At 37.3% G+C, this 18348-nt stretch carries 16 protein-coding genes and 1 pseudogene; 3 read left to right on the forward strand and 14 right to left on the reverse strand.

The window, feature by feature from the left end; translation table 11 throughout:
• The first annotated feature begins 46 nt into the window (after positions 1–46).
• Positions 47–208, forward strand: a complete 162-nt coding sequence (locus ACPLOV_RS06725; RefSeq protein WP_157074740.1) for a hypothetical protein — start codon at positions 47–49, stop codon at positions 206–208.
• A 24-nt stretch (positions 209–232) separates the two neighbouring features.
• Here ACPLOV_RS06725 and fsa read toward each other — a convergent pair whose 3' ends face one another.
• The 11 genes from fsa to ACPLOV_RS06780 form a co-directional block, all read right to left on the reverse strand.
• The gene (gene fsa / locus ACPLOV_RS06730; protein ID WP_424910867.1) at positions 233–880 is read right to left on the reverse strand and encodes a fructose-6-phosphate aldolase; all 648 of its coding nucleotides are present in this window, start codon (positions 878–880) and stop codon (positions 233–235) included.
• A 53-nt stretch (positions 881–933) separates the two neighbouring features.
• On the reverse strand, positions 934–1869 hold the full coding sequence (locus ACPLOV_RS06735; protein WP_424909474.1) for a transketolase family protein: 936 nt from the start codon (positions 1867–1869) through the stop codon (positions 934–936).
• 102 nt (positions 1870–1971) lie between these two features.
• A complete protein-coding gene (locus tag ACPLOV_RS06740; RefSeq protein ID WP_424910868.1) occupies positions 1972–2793 on the reverse strand; it encodes a transketolase in 822 nt (273 codons plus the stop codon).
• Between the two features lie 127 nt (positions 2794–2920).
• Complete coding sequence (locus ACPLOV_RS06745; protein ID WP_424909472.1) at positions 2921–4171, reverse strand: PTS galactitol transporter subunit IIC; 1251 nt, start codon at positions 4169–4171, stop codon at positions 2921–2923.
• 12 nt (positions 4172–4183) lie between these two features.
• On the reverse strand, positions 4184–4477 hold the full coding sequence (locus ACPLOV_RS06750) for a PTS sugar transporter subunit IIB (RefSeq protein WP_424909471.1): 294 nt from the start codon (positions 4475–4477) through the stop codon (positions 4184–4186).
• Positions 4478–4488: 11 nt separating this feature from the next.
• Positions 4489–4968 carry a PTS sugar transporter subunit IIA gene (locus tag ACPLOV_RS06755; protein WP_424909470.1) on the reverse strand — a complete coding sequence of 160 codons (480 nt, stop codon included), beginning with the start codon at positions 4966–4968 and terminating at the stop codon, positions 4489–4491.
• A gap of 94 nt (positions 4969–5062) precedes the next feature.
• Positions 5063–8008, reverse strand: a complete 2946-nt coding sequence (locus ACPLOV_RS06760) for a sigma 54-interacting transcriptional regulator (protein WP_424910869.1) — start codon at positions 8006–8008, stop codon at positions 5063–5065.
• A 152-nt stretch (positions 8009–8160) separates the two neighbouring features.
• A complete protein-coding gene (locus ACPLOV_RS06765) occupies positions 8161–8499 on the reverse strand; it encodes a hypothetical protein (RefSeq protein WP_424909468.1) in 339 nt (112 codons plus the stop codon).
• 52 nt (positions 8500–8551) lie between these two features.
• Positions 8552–10378, reverse strand: coding sequence for an excinuclease ABC subunit UvrC (uvrC, locus tag ACPLOV_RS06770; protein ID WP_424910870.1), 1827 nt, complete (start codon positions 10376–10378; stop codon positions 8552–8554).
• Between the two features lie 26 nt (positions 10379–10404).
• The gene (mobB, locus tag ACPLOV_RS06775) at positions 10405–10953 is read right to left on the reverse strand and encodes a molybdopterin-guanine dinucleotide biosynthesis protein B (RefSeq protein WP_424909466.1); all 549 of its coding nucleotides are present in this window, start codon (positions 10951–10953) and stop codon (positions 10405–10407) included.
• 90 nt (positions 10954–11043) lie between these two features.
• Entirely contained in the window at positions 11044–12399 is a 1356-nt protein-coding gene (locus ACPLOV_RS06780; protein ID WP_424909465.1) for an alanine/glycine:cation symporter family protein, read from the reverse strand.
• 328 nt (positions 12400–12727) lie between these two features.
• On the opposite strand from ACPLOV_RS06780, the gene ACPLOV_RS06785 reads away from it, so the two are divergent.
• Together ACPLOV_RS06785 and ald are read left to right on the forward strand one after the other, a co-directional pair.
• Positions 12728–14284: a sigma 54-interacting transcriptional regulator gene (locus tag ACPLOV_RS06785; RefSeq protein WP_424910871.1), complete on the forward strand. Its 1557-nt coding sequence runs from the start codon at positions 12728–12730 to the stop codon at positions 14282–14284.
• A gap of 175 nt (positions 14285–14459) precedes the next feature.
• A complete protein-coding gene (gene ald / locus ACPLOV_RS06790) occupies positions 14460–15584 on the forward strand; it encodes an alanine dehydrogenase (RefSeq protein ID WP_424909866.1) in 1125 nt (374 codons plus the stop codon).
• 26 nt (positions 15585–15610) lie between these two features.
• Here the strand turns inward: ald and ACPLOV_RS06795 are convergent, their stop codons facing one another.
• The 3 genes and pseudogenes from ACPLOV_RS06795 to ACPLOV_RS06805 form a co-directional block, all read right to left on the reverse strand.
• Positions 15611–17341 carry an ATP-binding protein gene (locus ACPLOV_RS06795; protein ID WP_424909867.1) on the reverse strand — a complete coding sequence of 577 codons (1731 nt, stop codon included), beginning with the start codon at positions 17339–17341 and terminating at the stop codon, positions 15611–15613.
• Positions 17338–18021: a response regulator transcription factor gene (locus ACPLOV_RS06800; protein WP_424909868.1), complete on the reverse strand. Its 684-nt coding sequence runs from the start codon at positions 18019–18021 to the stop codon at positions 17338–17340. The genes ACPLOV_RS06795 and ACPLOV_RS06800 overlap by 4 nt, the downstream gene beginning before the upstream one ends.
• Positions 18022–18108: 87 nt before the next feature.
• Positions 18109–18348, reverse strand: a pseudogene (locus ACPLOV_RS06805) (deacetylase); the annotation flags it as partial.

An 18348-nucleotide genomic window follows, 5' to 3' on the forward strand; every position in this document is an offset into this window, starting at 1 on the left:
GATACATATTAAAAAAAGAAAAATTTTTTCATAGGAGGCAGAAATAATGGATAAGAACAAAAACAAAAAGGAAGCCCAGCGAGAGAAAGTAAAGGAAGAAATTGGTGAAGAATTTGCTGTAAGAAAAGAAGATTTAAACCGTGTAAGAGGAGCGCAAAATTTCGTAGATCCAGAGCGCGGGCCAGAAAACAAAAAGAAAAAGAAATAATTAAAGCAGGGTAATACCCTGCTTTTATTTTTTCGGTACTTTTTCCCAGTCCTCTAAAAATTTTTTTATCCCCAGATCGGTCATGGGATGTTTTACCATTTGTTCTAATACCTTGTAAGGTATAGTAGCGATGTCAGCTCCTGCTTTTGCAGCATTTACCACATCCATTGGTGTCCTTATACTCGCCGCTATTATTTCCGTTTTTATATCGTGGAGGCTAAAAATATCCGCTATATCAGTAATAAGGGCAATACCGTCCTGGGAAATATCGGTAAATCTTCCTACGAAGGGACTTACATAAGTTGCACCTGCTCTTGCAGCAAGAAGCGCTTGATTTGGGGAGAATATCAATGTAACATTAGTTTTTACGTTTTTTTTGCTTAATTCTTTCACCGCTTTTAAGCCTTCCCAGGTCATGGGAATTTTAATAACAATATTCGGATGCCACGAGGATATTTCTAAGGCTTCTTTTACCATTCCTTCGGCATCAAGGCTAATTACTTCCGCGCTTATCGGACCATCAATTAGGCTTGTTATTTCCAAAATCGTTTCTTTGAAATCCCTTCCTTCTTTTGCGATAAGGGTAGGATTTGTAGTAACTCCGCAAATAACACCCAGCGAAACCGCTTCTTTTATTTCATTAATATTAGCCGTATCCAGGAAAAATTTCATTATACCACCTCTTTTTATAATTTATTAATCTAAAAAATCATTTTAAAAAAGAACTATCCTTTTATTCCCAATAACTTCTTTGCTTCGCACACAATCCTTTCAGCCGTTAATCCGTATTTTTTAAGCAACTCTTCGGGTTTTCCCGATTCCCCAAAGGTATCCTCAATTCCGATCCTCTTTACTAATACAGGTTTTTCTTCCGAAAGTACTTCCGTTACTGCACTGCCCAATCCACCGTAGATAGTATGCTCTTCTACGGTAATTACAGCTTTGCAGTCAGCAGCTTTAAGTAGTAAATCCTTATCAATAGGTTTAATTGTGGAAATATTTACAACCATAGCATGAATATTTTCCTTTTTAAGTTCATCATAGGCTTTTAGGGCTTCCGCTACCATTACTCCCGTTGCAATTATTGCCACATCCTTGCCTTCCCTTAGCACTACTCCTTTTCCCAGCTGAAATTCATAGCTTTCATCAAATATCACATCGATGGGATGCCTTCCAAGCCTGATATAAACTGGACCATTGTGCATAGCTGCAGCATAAATGGCTTTTTTTGTTTCAACCGCATCGGCAGGATTAATTACAACCATATTAGGTAAAGTTCTCATTAACGCAATATCTTCGATGGACTGGTGAGTTGCGCCATCCTCTCCTACCGTAAGCCCCGCATGGGAAGCGGCAATTTTTACGTTCAATTTGGGATAACAAATAGAGTTTCTTATCTGTTCAAAAGCCCTTCCCGTAGCAAAAACTGCAAAAGTACTGGCAAAGGGAATCTTACCACAGGTAGCAAGTCCTGCCGCTACTCCCATTAAATTTTGCTCTGCAATACCAATATTAAAAAACCTTTCGGGGAATTTTTTTGCAAATACGCTGGTTTTAGTAGATTTGGACAAATCCGCATCCAAAACTACAATTTCCTTTATTTTTTCCCCAATTTCGGCTAAGGCTTCTCCATAGGCTTCCCTTGTAGCAATTTTTGGCATTTTTTATACCTCCAACAAAATATTTTAGCACGAAAATAATATAAAAAAAGAAAAACAAGTCAGCAACTTAAAGGTACGGTAAAAGAAATTAGCCTGAGATTATTAAATAAGATTGTTTAAAGCTTCTTTTGCCTGCTCCTTGGATGGAGCCTTACCGTGCCAATCCACCTGATTTTCCATAAAAGATACACCTTTACCCTTTATAGTTTCCGCAATGATAGCCGTGGGTTTTTCTTTAAAATTTTTTGCTTTTTCCACCGCATCGATTATTTGATAAAAGTCATGACCATTTATATTAATTACATTCCAGTTAAAAGCTTTAAACTTTTCGCTGACGTCTTCGGGACTCATAACCTCTTTTACCGGGCCATCGATTTGTAGATGATTATGGTCCAAAAAAATCGTTAAATTGTCTAATTTATAATGAGCGGCAGCCATAGCAGCTTCCCATACCTGGCCTTCCTGCAGTTCTCCATCGCCGAGTATCGCATAGACCCTGTAATCTTTTTTATCCAGTTTTCCAGCAAGAGCCATACCTACCGCTGCGGAAATACCCTGCCCTAAGGATCCCGTTGTCATATCAATCCCGGGAGTCTTCTTCATATCCGGGTGCCCCTGGAGCTTGGAATCTATTTTTCTTAAAGTTTTTAGCTCATCTACCGGGAAAAACCCCTTTTCTGCAAGAACCGCATAAATCGCAGGCGCAGCATGTCCCTTTGATAGGACAAATCTATCCCTGTCTTCCCATCCCGGGTTTTGGGGATCTACTTTCATAACGTGAAAATATAAAGCTACTAATATATCCGCACATGAAAGAGAACCGCCCGGATGTCCTGAACCAGCTTCGGCAATCATTTCAATGATATTTTTTCTGACCCTTTTTGAGATATTGCATAACTCTTCTATTTTTTCGTTGTTAAGCATTTAATTCACTCCTAACCATTGGTCTTAGAATTTTAAACTTTCAATTACTTACACTAATATACTATATTTTTCTTTTATATGCAATTTATTCAAAGAAAAAAGGGCAACGCAAGGTTGCCCCTAAGTATTAACCGAATATCTTCATAATCTGCAGTAATATCCAAGTAAGCGGGTTGGCTCCGTCACAGATGCTGGAAATCATCGAAGCTCCTTCCGGGAATTTGAAGGAAGCATCTATTGCAGCCTGGGTATGCAATGGTGATACATTGGTTGCAATCAATAAGCCTACTGCTATAACAATAGCGCCAATTATTACTGATCTGAAAACATTACCTCTGCAAATAGGAGCCACCATGGCTACCATGAAGGGTATTGTAGCAAGATCGCCAAAGGGTAATACCCTGTTGCCGGGAATAATTACTGCAAGTAAAATAGTAATTGGTACAAGAATTAAAGCTGTTGCAATCGCGGCAGGGTGACCTATGGATACTGCAGAATCAAGACCGATATAAAATTCTTTTCCAGCAAAACGCTTCTGCATAAAATTTTTCGCTGCTTCCGATACGGGTATTAAGCCTTCCATCAAGATCTTTACCATACGGGGCATTAAAAACATTACACCGGCCATAGACATACCGAGGTTTAAAGTGGCTTTAGCATCGTATTTGGCAAGTAACCCTAAAATAATACCTAATATAAGACCCATTATTACCGGTTCACCAAAAACCCCGAATTTTTTGCTAATCTCATCCGGATTTGCTTCAATTTTATTTATTCCGGGGATTTTATCCATTAATTTGTTCAAAGGAATAGCTATCGGGACATAGGCTGCTGAAAATCCGTGTGGCAACGATATGCCGGGAATTCCGTAGAATTCCTGGATCATCGGTGCAGTCCAATCTCCCAGTTTTAAAACTATGGCAGCATTTATAGCAGCAGCTACCATACCAAGGGTTAAGCTTTTTGTTGCAGCAGCAACCAGAGCACCGGTGAAAGCAAAATGCCAGAAGTTCCAGAGGTCTACGTTTACTGTTTTCGTTAAACCAAATGCCAGCATTAGGATGTTTACGGCAAGACCTATGGGTATTACAAAAGCACCCACCTGAGACGCGAAAGCAATTGCGGCAGCTGCTGGCCATCCTACATCAATCACGTTCAATTTAATTCCCATGTTTTCTACCATTGCTTTTGCTGCAGGCCCTAAGTTGTTAACGAGTAGACCTATTACCAGATTAATTCCTATAAAGCCTATACCTATGGTTACACCGGCGCGGAAGGCTTTACCGGGTTTTTCTCCCAGGATAACAGCAAGGATAAAAATTATAATGGGAAGCATTACCACCGCACCGAGGTCAAGAATAAATTTAATAATACTCATATACTCTCCTCCTTATTTTTTTAAAGCTTCCACCACCTGTTTTAATACCGCCTCTTCACCAATCCCCGTGATAAGGGAAAGGCCGTTGATCACAGGAACATTGAATTTATCTTTTACAATAGTAGTGCTAACAATGACATCTGCTCCATCCGCATAACTTTTTAACTCGGTAACTTTACACTGAACAATATCTACCTTTAATCCTTCCTTTTTGCAAGCCTCAGCAATTTTGTCTGCAACAACCGTTGATGTCGCAATTCCTGTGCCGCATGCGACAACTATCCTTTTTGTGTCCAAATTTTTCACCTCCCTTCTAATTACGCACTTTCACTTTTTACAAAGCATTTTGAAATTATTCCTATAACTTTCTCTTCACTATCACTATTAGCAATTTCAGCTAATAAGTTTTCATCCTGAAAAATTTCTACCAGATCTCTTAACGTATTTATCTGCAATTGAGGCTCCTTTAGTGCCAGCATAAATATCAATTTTACATCTACATTTTCCTCGGGATTTCCCATTACGTTAAATAATACAGGATTTTTTAATACACCTATCGCAATGGCCGATTTATTTACGTATTTTATATCGGTATGAGGAATAGCCACACCCACTCCTTTTGTAGGAAGTCCTGTGGGGAAAACCTTTTCCCTCTCTATCACTGCATTTTTATATTCATTATTTACGTATCCATAATCTTCTAATCTGGTAGCCATCTGACTTATAGCTTCCAATTTATCCTTTACATCAAGCCCAATAATAATAAGATTCTTTTCCAGCGTAATTTTCCCGTCCATTTTAATGCCTCCTAAAAAGTTTTGTGACCCGGTTAATTGTTCAGTGTTGTTAATATTTATTTGCAAACCGCATGCCATCGATGACATCTTTTGTTTAAATAATTAAAGACTCAAAAAATACATTTTTTATTGTTTCAGCTTCATTATAAATTTTTAATTTTTTCAGGAATTCCCTTTCCTTAATCATATTAAAAAGCTTTAAAAATTGCTCTTTGCTGTCCTCTTTTAATGCCAGCATAAATACGAAATCTACAAATTTATCATTTTCCCATTCCACAGGTTCTTTCAGTATCGCTACAGCAATCTTTGGAGTAATGACATTTTCTGGTAAACCGTGGGGAATAGCTGCTCCGCTCGGCAAAAAGGTTTTGCCGATTACCTCTCGTTTATAAACATCAAATAAAAACCTTTCATTTACACACTGCCTTTCATAAAGAACTCTAAAAAGCCCTTCCAACACTTCTTCTTTTGAATTAAAATCCGGGTTTATTAAAATAAAGTCCTCATCGATCATCTCACTGAAAATTCCCTTGGCTTCTCCTTCTAATTTTTGATCACATTTTATGCCAAGATAATTACTTATCCTGTAAAAGGCTCCGCCATCCAATATTTCTTCTATAGAGATAAAAGGTATTTCCGGAATTTGAGGGTCTATGGTCCCAACTATAGCTACAATATTTTTTATACTTTGAAGTTCTCTTATTTTTAATTTCGCATCTTCTCCATTAGTTAACCCAAGGGGTATTATCTCGTAAATTTCTCCGGTATTTTCTATCTTTTTTTCTATTAACCTCTTCATTCGTAAGGCAGCTCCTTCACCAGTAAGGCACAGGGTGACAATTGCCCTGGGTGCACTTATCCTGTCTTCTTTGGTGTAAATCCTTCCAAAACTAATATCGTTCTTATCCAAGCTTCCTGCAATTTCTTCAAGGGATGTGTCGGGTATTATTGCCTTTCTTACAGCTTCCAGCACCATAATAGTATCCACCCGGCCAATAGTCCTGGTAGGAATTCCCGTCCGCTTGGTAATTATCTCGCCAAAGGTGATCAGAGAACCCATATCAACTAACAATAGTACGCCCTTCCCTTCATCCACTTTTTTAACCACTTCGATAGCCCTTTCCAGAACCACTGCCGGTTTTTCATCCAAAGACATTTCAATTCCAACCGCATGTTCTACACCTAAAAGTTTATTAGCAACTTCTACCATGCCTTTTGCTACATGACCGTGAGTTAAAACGACTACCCCTACCCTTCCTTTTTTCACATTATCATGGGGATGGGTAATTGTCCTTAAATACATAGCGATAAAACCTATTTCATCTTCCGGTAGTTCAAAATCCATATGTTGTTTTGCTAACTTTGCCATTTCCTTAGCTATCTTATACTCCAGTTTATAATCCCTTTTAATTTTTTCTAACTGAGGATTAATAATTGGTTTGCCTTTTTTTATTCGTTCTAATGTAGCTGCTAAATGAACTGAAAGACAATAGTATAGATATTTATCAATCTTACCCAGTTTTCTTTCAGCTATTTTAACCATATTTTCGGAAAGCTTGGCCACTTCCTCTCCTACAATTTCTGCCAGCTCATGTTTCTCAAAAGTTTTTTTCCTGGTCTCGAATTGCCTTAATATTTCCTGAAATTTTACCTCCAATTCTCCTCCGATTACCCGGTTTATTACCTCCTGACTCAAACCTTCCTTTTTTAATTCCCGGTATTTTTCTTCAATGTACTCATATATCTCTTCCGGAAAAACGTAAAGGTCCTCTTTAACGGAAAATTTTTCGTCACCTTCTCCCGGTAGCACAACCAAATCCTTGGAAACAATATTTTCAATTTCTGGAGTCCTATTTATCACCTTCAACAGGCCTCTTCTTGCATGCACCGGAAGGTCAATAAGATCTATTTCAATAAAATTCCCATGATTCCCTATATATGTCAAAAATCCCCGGGCACAGGCTACCTGTATATCGCTCCTTAATTGACCTATGTTTCCAGGACATTCATAAATTAATAAAGCTCTCAATGCTTCTTTTTTTACTTTTATTTTTGCTCCTATTTTATCGGCTTCCTTTTTGAAAAAATCCCGGATTATTTCAAACCTTTCTCCTATTGGCCTTGTGCTTAACGGTGGAAGTTCAATTACCATTGGGATTCTTCTTCGAAAGGTCAAGAGAAGGTTAGATTCTACATCTTCCGTAGTGGCAGCAATAATCATCACGTTTACCTGCCTTGTGGTCTCGGTTTCTCCGAGCCTCCTGAATTTTCCTTTGTCGATAAGGTAATATAAAATTTCCTGACCTTCCGGTGGTAACCTGTGAACCTCATCTAAAAAAAGAATTCCACCATTAGCTTTTTCTACCAGTCCTTCCTTTGCGGCATCGGCCCCGGTAAAAGCCCCCCTTACATGGCCAAAAAGCTGAGAAAGTAAAAGCTGGGGGTTTTCCGCATAATCAGCACAATTAAAAACTACAAAAGGAGCATCCTTTGAAAGCCTTCCTACTTCTACCGCATATTGATACATGGCCTCGGCCAAACTCGTTTTCCCCACCCCGGTTTCCCCTAAGATAAGGGTGTGCAATCCGTAAGGAGGGTATAAAACCGCAGCTTTAGCCTGCTCTACTTGTGGCTTTAAACTTCCATCGTACCCTATGATTCTCTCAAACCCCGATACTACTTTGTTTTTTTCTGCAGGCTTTTTAATTTCTTCATTTTCTTTTTTATCCGAAGGCTCCGTAAAAATGCATCCCATTTCCTGCCTTATTTTAGATATCAAAAATCTCGATACATCGTAACCCCTATCCCTGAGCACCCTGGTAAGTTCCCTGTTTGAAATTTTTTCATTTTGGTTTAAAATTTGTTTAATTTCCCGCAATAAATACGGCTTTCTTCTTTCCCTCGAATCGGGTATGTTTAATTCTCCTCTTAGAACCGTTATCTCATCCCTTCTCATACCCAGTAGTTTAGAAAGTTGTTCATCCGTATAAGGATTTTTTTTATCTTCTTTTTCAATTAATTCTATTAACTGTTTTTTCACAAAATAATCACCTCTTTTCTAACATAATGTGCAACTATTATACCATTGGTGGTAGTTTTTGTGTGGCGGAAAAATAATGAAGTCTTGTAAATCTAAAATAAAAAGGGGAGAAGTTTCAAAACATATCTCCCCTTTAGGTTATTTTAGTTTCTTTATTCTTTTTTTTCGTATTTCAGGGTTTTCTTTTCTACCTTGGTATAATAGATTATGTCAAATATATCTTTAATTACATTTGCTCCCCTCGCAAATAAAAGACCGGTCAAAATTGTGCCAATTACGGGAAATGTGAATTTAATATTTGCTATTTCAAATATATTGAGATTGATCCCAAGAGTTATTATAGCAGAAAGAAATATCGCGATAACCCCTCTTTTTTCTTCTTCCGACCAGTTTATAAAGGGCTTTGTAAAAATGTTCAACAAAAAAAGCAGGGTATTTGTTAAAGATTCAATTACAACAGAAAGCACAGCAATGGTTTTAAAAATATCCACATTAAAAACCCCCTTGAGCGCTGATTTCTTTAATATAAAATATTCAATACGCTCAATGGAGGACACTGCGAAAATAATTGTATATTGCTTGAGCAGCTTTTTTGTTCATACCTGGTACTTGCGCCAGTTCCTCAATGCTTGCCTTTTTAATTTCTTCTATACTCGTGAAAGCTTGCAAAAGGGATTTTCTTCTTTTTTCACCGATACCGGGTATTTTATCAAGAACCGACTCAACGTCTCTTTTTGCCCTTAAGTTTCTATGATAGGTAACGGCAAAGCGATGAGCTTCATCCCTCACCCTCTGCAATAATTTCAATGCCTCAGAAGTTTTTGGAAGTTTTATAGGTTCTTTATCATCTTTATAAATTAGCTCAAACTCTTTGGCTATGGAGATTACCTCAATTTTTTCATTAAACCCAAGCTCTTTCAAGGCTTCCTTTGCGTATTTTAATTGACCGGGGCCCCCATCTATTAACAGTAAATCGGGGATTTTCCCGAATTTTTCATCTCCTTTTTTTACCCTATTAAACCTCCTTTTTATTACTTCTTTTATACTTTCAAAATCGTTGGGCCCTTCAACGGTTTTAATTTTAAACCTTCTGTAATCCTGCTTTTTGGGTAATCCTTCCTCAAAAACCACCATGGAAGCAACAGAATCCGTTCCACCCGTATTTGATATATCAAAGCCCTCTATTCTAAAGGGTAATTTTTGCAATAAGAGTTTCTGTTTCAGTTCTTCCAATACGTTAAATTCTTCCTTTTTTTCCCATAATCTTTTTTGCATAACGTACTCCTTAGCATTTTCCAAAGCTAAGCTAATTAATTTTAAATCTTCTTCATTATTTTCATCGGCTATGACAATTTTTACCTTGGCTCCCTTTTTGAAACGAAGCCATTCTTCCACTAATTCTTTATCCTCGATATTTTCAGGCAATATTATTTCTTCCGGTATGGCTTTCATGTCATCATAAAATTGTTTTATAAAAGAAGAAAGTACTTCTTTTGGTTCATTTTGATAGGGGTCATTAAAAATAAATGGCCGCCTTTCAATAAGTTTTCCTTCTCGCACAAACAAAACCATCACGCAAATTACATTCTCCAAGGAAAAATACCCAATTATATCCTTATTCTTTAAATCCATTGTAACCGCATGTTGTTTTTGCCTTACTTTTTCTATGGAAATTAATTTTTCTTTAATTTCCGCAGCGGTTTCAAAATCCAGAGCCTCAGATGCTTTAAACATTTTTTCCTTTAAAATATTAATTAATAAATCTGTCTTTCCTTCTAAAAAAAGAATAATATTCTCTACCATTTCCATATATTTTCCCTGAGGTACGCCACCCTTGCAAGGAGCAAGGCATTTTTTTATGTGGTAGTTCAAACACGGTCGTTCCTTCAAGGGCAATTTACTTAAATCCTTACTGCAGTACCTTATGGGGAAAATTTTTCTAATAGCATCAATGGTTTCTCTTAAAGCTCCCGCCTCCACAAAAGGACCAAAATATTTTGCTCCGTCCTTTTTTATTCGCCTTACTATTTCCAGATAAGGATAAGGAGCATCAAGGTTTATTTTTATATAGGGATACTGTTTATCATCCCTTAATAGAATATTGTATTTTGGTTTATGAAATTTTATTAAATTACATTCTAAAACAAGGGCTTCCAATTCGGATTCAGTAACAATAAGCTCAATATCTTCTATCTGAGAAACCATTGCCCGAACCTTGAGCGAAAGGCTCTCCTTATTTCTAAAATAGGATTTTACCCTGTTTTTTAAATTAATCGCTTTCCCTACGTAAATAATTTTCCCTTCGATGTCTTTCATAAGGTAAACTCCGGGTTTTTCAGGAAATTCATTAACCTTTAAAGGGTTAAACATATAGATTCCTCCAGGAAATATGAAAATTATATTTCATTAATAATGAATTCAGCAATCTTTTCCCCATCGTCCCTATCAAAAAAAGGTAAGTTTTTATCAAAATACTTAATATACGGCTTCCCTTCATAAGAAAACATAGGGCCTTTAATGAAAGTATTGTTTATATTTAAATCCTTCTTTCCTGCAAAACCAAGTATATCTTTTTTATAGTGTTTTAAAAACTCTATTTCATCCTTTTCCCCTTGCCCCTTCAAAATAAAAATTTTAGGGAATTCTTCATATTTAAAACCTTCTATTAAAACAATATCATAGTTGTCCATTTTTTTCAGCAAATCCCTTAAACCAACCTGTTCCCTTTTATACATCATTATACCTTCCCCGAAAATCCCTGCAACACAATCAGCCTTTCGACTTATAAACTTATCGGTATCCTTTCCCCCGAGTTTTAACCCAGACACCGCATGTTTTATTACCGCAACGGTTAAACCTTTTTCTTTTAAAATACCGATAAGTTTATATATAAGGGAAGTCTTTCCGCTCCCTGACAAACCGGAAATTCCTACAATTTTTGCCAATTTAAACACCGCCTGAAAGATTATATTAATAACATCTAAAAAAATTATACACAAAAAAATCAATAAAAAAGAGGGGTAAATCCCCCTCTTTTAAAAGTTTTCTTCCGGTGCTTTTTCCTCCAATCTGTTTTCCCATACATATTTTTTAGTTTCTGCCACCAGCACACCCGACAGCGCAAGGAGTGAAATAAGGTTTGGAATTGCCATCATTCCGTTTAAAACATCTGCTATATCCCATACTAAACCTAAGGACATCACAGAGCCGATAAAAGCCATAGCCACCCACAGCCATCTATAAGGCATTACCGCTTTCGTACCGAAAAGATATTCTACAGCCTTTTCACAGTAGTAAGACCATCCAAGTATTGTTGAATATACAAATGTCAACAAACCCAAAGTTAAAGTAATAGGACCTATTACAGGTATCTGTTCAAATGCAGTCTTTGTAAGAGCTGCTCCCTTTAAGCCCGTCTGCCAAGCACCAGTCGTAACAAGTACAAGCCCGGTCAATAAACAAATTACAACGGTATCCCAGAAAGTTCCTGTCATCTGAACAAGGGCTTGTCTTGCAGGATTAGGGGTCTGCGCTGCTGCAGCAGCTATGGGAGCACTTCCAAGACCGGATTCATTGGAGAAAACCCCACGAGCTACACCGTATCTTATGGCCTGTATCACGCCTGCACCGGCAAATCCACCGACCATTGCTTGCCCGGTAAAAGCGCTTTTTATAATTGTTACAATAGCTCCTGGAAGTGCGGATAGGTTCACCAGAATTATTATTAAACAACCAAGTATATAAACAATAGCCATAAAGGGAACAAGGGCTTCACATACTCTTGCAATACTCTTTATTCCTCCTATGATAACTATTGCTGTTAAAATAGCAATAACAAGTCCTGTAATCCATGGAGGTATATTAAAGGTATTTTTTACCATATCGGCAATCGAGTTTGCCTGCACGCCTACACCTATTCCAAAACCTGCAATGGCAGTAAATAGCGCAAACAGCACTCCCAGCCATTTCATTTTAAGTCCTCTTTCCAGGACGTACATTGGTCCGCCTGCCATTTGACCTAATTGGTTCTTTACCCTGTATTTCACGGAAAGTAGGGCTTCAGCATATTTAGTTGCAATCCCAAAAACACCTGTTATCCATAACCAGAATACCGCACCGGGTCCTCCAAGTCCCACTGCAGTTGCAACACCCACGATATTTCCAGTACCCACCGTTGCTGCCAGTGCTGTTGTTAGCGCACCAAAATGGCTGACATCTCCTTCTCCTTCGGAGGTCCTGGTTAAAGATAACTTTATAGCCTTACCGATATATTTTTGAATAAATCTTAATCTAAAAGTGAGGTATATATGAGTTCCTACAAGTAATACCAGCATCGGCGGTCCCCATACTATATTCCCCAACTTTGCCACTAAAGCCTCAAAAGCTTCCAAAAAAATCCCTCCTTAAATATTTTTACTTATTATTGCCAAATAAAGTTAATTTTACTAATATCACCTCCTGTTTTATATTTTGATATTATTTTTCAGTACATTTTTTTATTAGTCTATTAATACTTTTTTTATTTATTATATAACAAAGCAAATTCTCTGCCAATTATATTTAGTCTTATTTTGCTGATTTTTTTTTATAATAGTGTTAAATTGAATAAATTTATATTGCCAGAAATGGAAACTTTTTATTCCATAGTTTCCATGTAAAGAGGATTTTTGTCTATAAATATGGAATTATTAAATAGAAAATCTTCTCGGAGGGTGAAAAATGAAAAGATTTAGGTACCGTATAAGATTTAAAGACAGGGTAGGCATGGTAAGGGATGTTTCCGAAACCATAGCAAGCTGCGGTGCCAATATAATAGCGTTATCCGTAAAACAGGGAGAAATATATTTTAATATTGAACCTATTTCCGAAACAAAATTAAAAGACATTCTGGATAAAATAAGAAACATTAAGGATGTTTACGAGGTAACTCCAGTAGAATGGCTGCCTCATGAACTTGCTCAGCAACACCTGATAACTGTAATAAATTCCGTAGAAGAAGGAATAATATCCGTAAATAAAAATTTAATAATAACCACTTGCAACAACAAAGCATCAATTTTTCTTGGTTACGACTTGCCACCAACAGGTCAATCTTTAAAAGCTTTGACCGATTTGCCTGAAGAAATTATAAAAAACATTGAAAGAGGCAAAAGTATAGAACAAAAAGAGATTGTATTAAATACTCCAAAAGGACCATTAAGGGTTTTAATAAATGTCAAGCCTTTTTTTGATGATAAAGGATTGGTAGACGGAGCAGTAATTACATTGAGGAAAATGTCTGAAGTAAGGCGTCTTGCCCATTCTCTCACAAGGCCGGTAATGATCACCTTTGAAGATATTATCTATAAAAGTAAAAAAATGAAGGAAATAGTAGAATTAGCTAAAACCGTCTCAAAAGGAGATTCCACCATTCTTCTTCGCGGAGAAAGCGGCACAGGGAAAGAGCTTTTTGCAAGGGCAATTCACATGGAAAGTGAAAGAAGGGATTATCCTTTTGTGGCAGTAAACTGTGCCGCAATACCCGATACCCTATTAGAAAGTGAGCTCTTTGGCTATGCAGATGGAACCTTTACTGGTGCTCGTAAAGGCGGAAGACCCGGGTTATTTGAATTCGCTCATCACGGCACAATATTTTTAGACGAAATCGCAGAAATCCCCCCTCATATTCAGGTAAAACTTTTAAGGGTTCTTCAAGAAAACAGCGTCAGGCGCCTTGGTGAAATGGAAGAAATAAGAATTGATGTAAGGGTTATAGCTGCCACCAACAGGCCTTTGGAAGAAATGGTTGTAAGAGGAGATTTCAGGCAGGATTTATTTTACAGGTTGAATGTAATCCCAATTTTTATACCACCTTTAAGGGAACACAAAGAAGATATTCCCGTTCTTGTGGATTATTTTATAAAAAAATTTAACAATAAGTTCAATAAATCCGTTCAAGGAATCACTCCAGCCGCCTTAGAATATCTTTTAAGTTACGACTGGCCTGGGAATATAAGGGAACTGGAAAATGTGATGGAAAGAGCTATGAACCTCTGTAAAAAGAATATTATTTCCGAAAAGGAAATAATAATTAATTCCCCTACTGTATTCAGTTCTTCTTCTAAAAGATATTTTCAATTAAAAGATATTGTAAATGAAACAGAAAAGGAAGCCTTAATTAGAGCCCTTTCCCAGGGAAAAAGTGCAAGAAAAGCAGCAAAAATACTGGGGGTATCCCATACTACCGTAATTAAAAAAATGAAAAAATACGGTATTAATTTAAATGAACAAAATTAATTTTCTATAATAATGACAATGCCTGGTATTGTATTTCCAAATGGAAACTATTGTTTCCATAAATGCTTTTACCTTTTTCGGCCCTTTCAGATTTTGTGCGCAGGATCAAATTGGCATAATTTTTGCTTGTATTTAACAACGATAAAATAAAATATAAAATAGGAGGATTACCAGGATGATTGTGGGTGTTCCAAAGGAAATTAAGGCACAGGAAAACCGGGTTGCAATAACTCCTGCAGGAGTTGATGCTCTCGTAAGAGCAGGACATAAAGTCCTAATAGAAAAAGGTGCAGGAGAGGGAAGTGGAATTTCCGATGAAAGTTACAAATCCGCAGGAGCCGAGATTATATCCGATGCAGCCTATGTATGGGAAAAAAGCGACATGATAGTAAAAGTAAAAGAACCTCTTCCCTCGGAATACAAGTATTTTAGAGATGGTTTAATTTTATTTACCTACCTGCATTTAGCCCCTGAACCCGAACTAACAAGAGCTTTAATGGAAAAGAACGTAGTTTCAATTGCTTATGAAACGGTTCAAAAAGAAGACGGAAGTTTGCCTCTGCTCACCCCCATGAGCGAAGTTGCAGGAAGATTAGCAATTCAGGAAGGTTCCATATATCTTGAAAAATTCAGAGGTGGCAAGGGCGTTCTCCTTTCGGGTGTTCCGGGTGTACCTCCCGCTTCCATAGTAATCGTCGGTGCCGGCACCGTAGGTGTAAATGCATTAAAACGCGCTGTAGGTATGGGAGCAAAGGTTACTATACTCGACGTAAATGTAAATCGCCTTCGTTATTTAGATGATATTTACCAGGGTAGAGTTGAAACTTTATATTCTAACCGTTTCAACCTGATGAAGGCGGTTAGTGAAGCAGACCTTGTTATAGGTGCCGTATTGATCCCCGGTGCTAAAGCCCCGAAATTAATTACTGAAGAAATGGTACAGGCTATGGAACCCGGAAGCGTAATCGTTGATGTAGCCATCGATCAGGGAGGCTGTGTGGAAACCATAGATCATCCTACTACCCATGCGGAACCGGTATTTGTGAAACACGGTGTAATTCATTATGCAGTTGCCAATATGCCCGGTGCTGTTCCCAGAACTTCTACCTTTGCCTTAACAAATGCTACTTTACCTTATGCTTTAGAAATTGCCAATAAAGGCTGGAAAAAAGCCGTAATGGAAAATAAAGCCCTTGCCAAAGGTGTAAATGTTCTAAATGGGAAAATAACCTATAAAGCTGTGGCAGAAGCTCACAATCTGCCTTATACGCCTTTAGAGGAAGTTCTTTCGGAAATATAAAAAGCCCCTTCAGGGGCTTTTTATTTTTACTCGCCGCAGGGAAGGGAAAAATAAAAAACGCTTCCTCCTTTTTCATCATTTGACGCCCAAACCCTGCCGCCGTGATTTTCAATAATACTTTTTACTATAGCAAGGCCCAATCCGGTACCTCCCTTTTGTCTTGCCCTCGATTTATCCACTTTATAAAATCTTTCCCAGATAAAAGGCAGCTCGTCTTCCGGAATACCGGGCCCTTTATCCTTTACGCCAACCCTTATATCGCCATCGTCACCCAGTTCAGTAGAAATGATAATTTCTCCCCCTTCCGGAGAATATCTTAGGGCATTATCGATAAGATTTATCAAAACTTGTTCTATCCTGTCCTCATCGGCAAAAAGAAGAGGGGTTTCCCTTAAATCCAGTATAAATTTCACGCCTTTTTGAGCTGCTAGATTATGCATTTTTTGAACAACTCTCTCAATAAGTCTATTAATAGAAAATTTATCTTTTTTAAGGGTACCCTGTCCGTTCTCCATTAGCGATAGGTCCAGCAGGTCATTTACCAGTCTCTTTAACCTCAAAGTTTCTTCTAAGATTATGTTAATGTAATTGTTCAGGGTTTCTTTATCCTCCACCATCCCGTCCAATATGGCTTCGGAGTAGCCCTGAATATAGGTTAAAGGGGTACGCAGTTCGTGGGATACATTTGCAACAAATTCTCGCCTTAGATTTTCAAGCTTCTTTTCCTTCGTGACATCCTGTAATACCACTACGGCTCCCTTTACCCCATCGTTTAACAATGGTGAAACCTTTGCCAGAATTATTTTCCCATCTAAGTTTATTTCCTCAACAATATTTTCCTTTAAATCATATAACCTGAAAAGAGCGTTTTTCAGAATTTGCAAAGCTTCCTCCCCGGCATTTTCTTTTTCCTTTATATTTAAAAGTTCCATTGCTTGAGAATTTGCCATTACAATGTTATTATTCTCATCAAAAGTTATTACTCCATCGGTCATCCCCAGTAAAATACTCTTTAACTGGTCCTTTTCTTTTGAAAGTGCGTTCAAATTTTGTTTTAATGCATCGGAAAGAAAATTCATGGTCCTGGCAAGGGTACCTACTTCATCGTCTTCTATTATTTCTACCTTTTTGTCAAAATTACCCTTAGCCATCTCTTCCGCAGCTTCTTTCATCAAAAGTAAGGGTTTCGTAATACTTTTAGAAAATACCAAGCTTGTCCCCGATGATAGAAGTATTGCAAAAAATGCTGAAAGTAATATAAGCTTTCTTATTTCCCATACCGATGAAGATAAAGAGGCCATTGGCGAAAATAGCAGAAGACCCCCAATTACATTACCATCAGTGGCCACAGGTAAAGCTACCATTAGCATTGGATTTTCTACTCCACGAAAAAAGTTTCTTTTTACCAGTATTTTCCCGTTGAGAATGCTATTAAGTTCATTTTTATCAAGAATCATTCCCATCTTTGGATGAAAGTATTTAGGACAGACCAATATAGTTCCCCGTTTATCTATTAATACCGCATTGGCATTTATAAATTTTGTTATGTCTATAAACTCTTCTACATTTGAACCCCGCAGAATTAATGAAATCAATTGCTGGCCTTCATTTATAAGTTCGTTTTCCTTTATTCTAAAATAAAAGTCTTCAAAGAATTTAGACAAAATCAACCCCGAAAATATTATGGCAACAATAGAAATCAGGCTAATAAATGCCCATAGTTTCCACAATATGCTGTTTTTAATCTTAATTTTCACTTTACCACCTCAAATTTATAACCTACTCCCCACACCGTAACAATATATGAGGCTGCTTTGCTTCTACCAAGTTTTTCCCTCAATTGCTTTATGTGGGTATCAACCGTGCGCAAGCTGCCGTAAAAATCGTAACCCCATACCTCTTCCAGCAATTTTTCCCTCGTAAATACCTTGTCCTTATTCTTAGCAAGAAAATATAAAAGATCAAATTCCTTGGGAGTCAAAGTTACTTCTCGTTCATCCACCTTTACCAATCTTGAAGAAGGGTCAATATAAAGACCAGGAAAATCCAGGACATCCTTATCTTCCTTAGGGCTAAGTCTCCTGAGCAGGGCTTTAACCCTGGCCACCAGCTCCCTGGGACTGAAAGGTTTTACTATATAATCATCGGCTCCAAGTTCAAAACCCAAAATTTTGTCAAACTCTTCCCCTCTTGCGGTTAGCATGATAATAGGCACATCGGAATTCTTTCTCACATTTCTGCATATAGTCCATCCATCTACTTCGGGTAGCATCAAATCCAATATTATAAGATTATAATCATTTTCTTCTATCTTTTTTAAAGCCGTTTGTCCATCAAAAGCCTCATCAACCCTGAAACCTTCTTTCTCCAGATAAAGCCTTACCAGGTCCACTATTCTTTTTTCATCATCCACTACGAGTATCTTAGGCTCCATCATTAAAACCAGCCCCTTAAAAAAAAGAGTTTATAGAATCATTATAATTTTATTACTTAAGTAACGTCAATAATTTAAATTACAGTATATTTAAAGCTTTTTTCTCATCTCCCCGCTTGCCCCATCAATATAATAATCCCCTTTAATTAATAAAGATGAAACGGGTACAATATCATATCCCTGTTTTATCAATTCAGGTAAAATTATTTTTAAAGCCTCAGGGGTGTTCTTTCCATTATTGTGAAAAAGGACTATAGAACCCGGTTTAACCCTTTTAATTACCCTGTCATATATAGCCGATGCGCTTAAATCCTTCCAGTCCAATGAATC

The organism is Thermovenabulum sp., assembly GCF_049723235.1.
In the GTDB taxonomy this organism is placed as follows: Bacteria; Bacillota; Thermosediminibacteria; order Thermosediminibacterales; family Thermosediminibacteraceae; genus Thermovenabulum.